Source organism: Pontibacter aydingkolensis, from assembly GCF_019443125.1.
GTDB classification, from domain to species: Bacteria; Bacteroidota; Bacteroidia; order Cytophagales; family Hymenobacteraceae; genus Pontibacter; species Pontibacter aydingkolensis.
In genome coordinates this window covers 1-5,202 of the sequence record NZ_JAHYXK010000040.1, presented here as the reverse complement: position 1 = coordinate 5,202, position 5,202 = coordinate 1, and the positions used below count along the sequence as shown (strand labels likewise).

Below are 5,202 nucleotides of genomic sequence, written 5' to 3'. Positions count from 1 at the left end.
TTTTTACAATGGAGAGTTTGATCCTGGCTCAGGATGAACGCTAGCGGCAGGCCTAATACATGCAAGTCGAACGAGCCACAGGACTTCGGTTCTGTGGTTAGTGGCGCACGGGTGCGTAACGCGTATGCAACCTACCTTCCACAGGGGGATAGCCCCGGGAAACCGGGATTAATACCGCATGACATCGTTTGAGGGCATCCGAAGACGATCAAAGCTGAGGCGGTGGAAGATGGGCATGCGTGCCATTAGCTAGATGGCGGGGTAACGGCCCACCATGGCGACGATGGCTAGGGGTTCTGAGAGGATGGTCCCCCACACTGGTACTGAGACACGGACCAGACTCCTACGGGAGGCAGCAGTAGGGAATATTGGGCAATGGCCGAGAGGCTGACCCAGCCATGCCGCGTGCAGGAAGAAGGCCTTCTGGGTTGTAAACTGCTTTTACCAGGGAAGAAAACGCCTTTGCGAAGGTAACTGACGGTACCTGGTGAATAAGCACCGGCTAACTCCGTGCCAGCAGCCGCGGTAATACGGAGGGTGCAAGCGTTGTCCGGATTTATTGGGTTTAAAGGGTGCGTAGGCGGCCCGTTAAGTCAGCGGTGAAATCCCACGGCTCAACCGTGGAACTGCCGTTGATACTGGCGGGCTTGAGTTCGGTCGAGGCGGGCGGAACTGGCGGTGTAGCGGTGAAATGCATAGATACCGCCAAGAACCCCGATTGCGTAGGCAGCTCGCTGGGCCGAAACTGACGCTGAGGCACGAAAGCGTGGGGAGCGAACAGGATTAGATACCCTGGTAGTCCACGCCGTAAACGATGATGACTCGATGTTGGCGACACACTGTCAGCGTCCAAGCGAAAGCGTTAAGTCATCCACCTGGGGAGTACGCCCGCAAGGGTGAAACTCAAAGGAATTGACGGGGGCCCGCACAAGCGGTGGAGCATGTGGTTTAATTCGATGATACGCGAGGAACCTTACCTAGGCTAGAATGCGCGTGACAGCTCCAGAGATGGAGCCTCCCTTCGGGGCACAAAGCAAGGTGCTGCATGGCTGTCGTCAGCTCGTGCCGTGAGGTGTTGGGTTAAGTCCCGCAACGAGCGCAACCCCTACCTTTAGTTGCCAGCGCGTCATGGCGGGGACTCTAAAGGGACTGCCTTCGCAAGAAGCGAGGAAGGCGGGGACGACGTCAAGTCATCATGGCCCTTACGCCTAGGGCTACACACGTGCTACAATGGCCGGTACAGAGGGTCGCCACCTGGCAACAGGGCGCCAATCTCAAAAAGCCGGTCTCAGTTCGGATCGGAGTCTGCAACTCGACTCCGTGAAGCCGGAATCGCTAGTAATCGCGTATCAGCAACGACGCGGTGAATACGTTCCCGGGCCTTGTACACACCGCCCGTCAAGCCATGGAAGTCAGGGAGACCTGAAGCCGGTGACCGTCAAAGGAGCCGTCTAGGGTAAAACTGGTAACTGGGGCTAAGTCGTAACAAGGTAGCCGTACCGGAAGGTGCGGCTGGATCACCTCCTTTCTAGGGACGGTCCCGGCCTTCTCGGGCGCATGGGGCCCCGGGCGGATGCCTCTCTTTCTTTTTTTTCCTGCTGTCTCGGCAACCCCTCAAAACCTTACTGATGGTGGCTGTGAGGCGCCCAGCGCTTTTTACTGGGCTTGTAGCTCAGGTGGTTAGAGCGCTACACTGATAATGTAGAGGTCCGTGGTTCGAGTCCACGCAGGCCCACTCAACTTACACTTGGGGGATTAGCTCAGCTGGCTAGAGCGCCTGCTTTGCACGCAGGAGGTCAACGGTTCGACTCCGTTATTCTCCACACCGAATAAAACAGGTAAAGACGACAGGTTTTTACCACAACATCCTGAAACGACCGCGGCAGTCCATGACCAATGGCGGCGCGGAAGCGAGAAGGAGGAAAGTTCTTTGACATGATGGGAGAGAGAAAAACAAAATTTACAGTTTAGGCTATCTTTTAAGATAGCCCATGACTCTAACAAGCGAAGAGGCGGGCCGCCTGATTAAGTTCAGGCGGCCCGGGAACGCAGAGAAGGGCGCATGGGGAATGCCTAGGCTCTCAGAGGCGATGAAGGACGCGACAAGCTGCGATAAGCCGCGGGGATCGGCACATACGAATCGATCCGCGGGTTTCCGAATGGGGCAACCCGGCACGTTGAAGACGTGCCATCCTAAGGGAGGCGAACCCGGGGAACTGAAACATCTAAGTACCCGGAGGAAGAGAAAATAACAATGATTCCGCAAGTAGTGGCGAGCGAACGCGGAAGAGCCCAAACCGGTCGAGTCACGGCTCGGCCGGGGTTGTAGGACCACGACGTGGGACCAAGAATTGAAGCAAAACATTCTGGGAAGAATGGCCGGAGAGGGTGAGAGCCCCGTTTGCGCAAGCTTCTTGGCCCTAGTGGTATCCTGAGTAGGGCGGGACCGGAGAAATCCCGCCTGAATCCAGCGGCACCATCCGCTAAGGCTAAATACTCCTGAGAGACCGATAGTGAACCAGTACCGTGAGGGAAAGGTGAAAAGTACCCCGAATAGGGGGGTGAAATAGACCCTGAAACCATGCGCCTACAAGCGGTCGGAGCCCTTTAGTGGGGTGACGGCGTGCCTTTTGCATAATGAGCCTACGAGTTACTCCTCCCTGGCAAGGTTAAGCTTCTCAAGGAGCGGAGCCGCAGCGAAAGCGAGTCTGAACAGGGCGCACAGTCAGGGGGGGTAGACGCGAAACTTTGTGATCTACCCATGGGCAGGATGAAGTTTGGGTAAAACCAAATGGAGGTCCGAACCAGTTTACGTTGAAAAGTATTTGGATGACCTGTGGGTAGGGGTGAAAGGCCAATCAAACTGAGAAATAGCTCGTACTCCCCGAAATGCCTTTAGGGGCAGCGTCGCGGTCGAGTCATATGGAGGTAGAGCTACCGATAGGACTAGGGGGAGTCACATCCTACCGAATCCTGACGAACTCCGAATGCCATTTGATATACGCGGCAGTGAGGCGCGGGGTGCTAAGGTCCCGCGCCGAGAGGGAAAGAACCCAGACCGCCAGCTAAGGTCCCAAAGTCCACGCTAAGTTGAACAAAGGGGGTCCAGTTGCCTAGACAGCCAGGATGTTGGCTTGGAAGCAGCCATTCATTTAAAGAGTGCGTAACAGCTCACTGGTCGAGCGACAGGGCATCGATAATAATCGGGCATCAAGCATGGCACCGAAGCTGCGGATTGCAGTTTACTGCACTGGTAGGGGAGCATTCCAGGGGCGGAGAAGGTCTTGCGGCAAGCAGGGCTGGAGCGCCTGGAAAAGCAAATGTAGGCATAAGTAACGATAATGCGGGCGAGAAACCCGCACACCGAAAGACCAAGGTTTCCTGATCAACGCTAATCGGATCAGGGTTAGTCGGGTCCTAAGGCCGAGGCGAAAGCGCAGGTCGATGGACAACTGGTTAATATTCCAGTACCGGCACGTCATAGCGATGCGGTGACGGAGAAGTGAAAGGACGGCGCACTGACGGAATAGTGCGTTTAAGGGCGTAGTTATATCTCTGGTCGTGAAGTACGCCGGAGATGACAAAACCCGAAAGTACCCCAAGCCCCCGGGCGCGGGGATCGTCCCTAATCAGGCTCCCTAGAAAACCCGCTAAGCGTTTAAATGGCTTGCCGCCCGTACCGCAAACCGACACAGGTGGTCGAGGAGAGAATCCTAAGGTGCTCGAGTGAATCACGGCCAAGGAACTCGGCAAAATGGCCCTGTAACTTCGGGAGAAGGGGCGCTTCCTTGCAGCAATGCAAGAAGCCGCAGTGAAAAGGCCCAGGCGACTGTTTAACAAAAACACATGGCTTTGCGAAATCGAGAGATGAAGTATAAGGCCTGACACCTGCCCGGTGCCGGAAGGTTAAGAGGGGATGTCAGCCGCAAGGCGAAGCATTGAATCGAAGCCCCGGTAAACGGCGGCCGTAACTATAACGGTCCTAAGGTAGCGAAATTCCTTGTCGGGTAAGTTCCGACCTGCACGAATGGTGTAACGATCTGGGCGCTGTCTCAGCCGTGAGCTCGGTGAAATTGTAGTCTCGGTGAAGATGCCGAGTACCCGCAACGGGACGGAAAGACCCCATGAACCTTTACTATAGCTTAGCATTGACGCTGGGTAACTCATGTGTAGGATAGGCTGGAGAATGTGAAGCGGCGTCGCCAGGCGTCGTGGATTCGTCCTTGAAATACAGCCCTTGAGTTGCTTGGCGCCTAACCTCCCACAGGGGGGGACAGTGCTTGGTGGGTAGTTTGACTGGGGTGGTCGCCTCCAAAACAATAACGGAGGCTTTCAAAGGTACCCTCAGTACGCTTGGTAACCGTACGCAGAGCGCAATAGCACAAGGGTGCTTGACTGTGAGGCCCACAAGCCGAGCAGGGCCGAAAGGCGGATATAGTGATCCGGTGGTTCCGCATGGAAGGGCCATCGCTCAAAGGATAAAAGGTACTCTGGGGATAACAGGCTGATCTCCCCCAAGAGCTCATATCGACGGGGAGGTTTGGCACCTCGATGTCGGCTCGTCACGTCCTGGGGCTGGAGAAGGTCCCAAGGGTTCGGCTGTTCGCCGATTAAAGTGGCACGCGAGCTGGGTTCAGAACGTCGTGAGACAGTTCGGTCCCTATCTGTTGTGGGCGTCGGAGATTTGAGGGGTTCTGACCTTAGTACGAGAGGACCGGGTTGGACGAGCCTCTGGTGGACCTGTTGTGGCGCCAGCCGCAGCGCAGGGTAGCTACGCTCGGACGGGATAAGCGCTGAAAGCATCTAAGTGCGAAACCCGCCCCAAGATGAGATCTCCCTTAAGGGCCGTGAGAGACGATCACGTTGATAGGTGGCAGGTGTAAAGCTAGAGATAGCAAAGCCGAGCCATACTAATTGCCCGAGCGCGTTCCAAGGTGGCAACACCACGGCCGAGAGGCCCGCCTGTTCGCTTTCTCTCTCCCCATTCATGTTAACTGACTAAAAGCATTAAGCACGGCTACACGAATCGTGCAAAGACAATGGTGGCTATGGCTCCGGTGAGCACCTCTTCCCATCCCGAACAGAGAAGTTAAGCCCGGACGCGCCGATGGTACTGGGGTCACACCCGGGAGAGTAGGTGGCCGCCAACCCCAACACCGGGGCAGCATCCCATAAGGACGCTGCCCCGGTTTTTTTTTGACC

Annotated in this window: 2 tRNA genes and 3 rRNA genes; all 5 read left to right on the top strand. The window is 56.1% G+C overall.

Features of this window, described 5'->3' with window-relative positions:
- Window positions 1-5 precede the first annotated feature (5 nt).
- The 5 genes from K0O23_RS19995 (at window position 6) to rrf (ending at window position 5,150) form a co-directional block, all read left to right on the top strand.
- Window positions 6-1,528 (top strand): 16S ribosomal RNA (locus tag K0O23_RS19995).
- A 133-nt stretch (window positions 1,529-1,661) separates the two neighbouring features.
- Window positions 1,662-1,735: transfer RNA gene (locus tag K0O23_RS19990), tRNA-Ile, on the top strand.
- Window positions 1,736-1,749: 14 nt separating this feature from the next.
- Window positions 1,750-1,823 (top strand) — tRNA-Ala (locus tag K0O23_RS19985).
- Between the two features lie 219 nt (window positions 1,824-2,042).
- Window positions 2,043-4,934: ribosomal RNA gene (locus tag K0O23_RS19980) — 23S ribosomal RNA — on the top strand.
- Window positions 4,935-5,038: 104 nt separating this feature from the next.
- Window positions 5,039-5,150 (top strand): 5S ribosomal RNA (gene rrf / locus K0O23_RS19975).
- The 16S, 23S and 5S rRNA genes sit together here with 2 tRNA genes alongside, the layout of an rRNA operon.
- The last annotated feature ends 52 nt before the right edge of the window (window positions 5,151-5,202 follow it).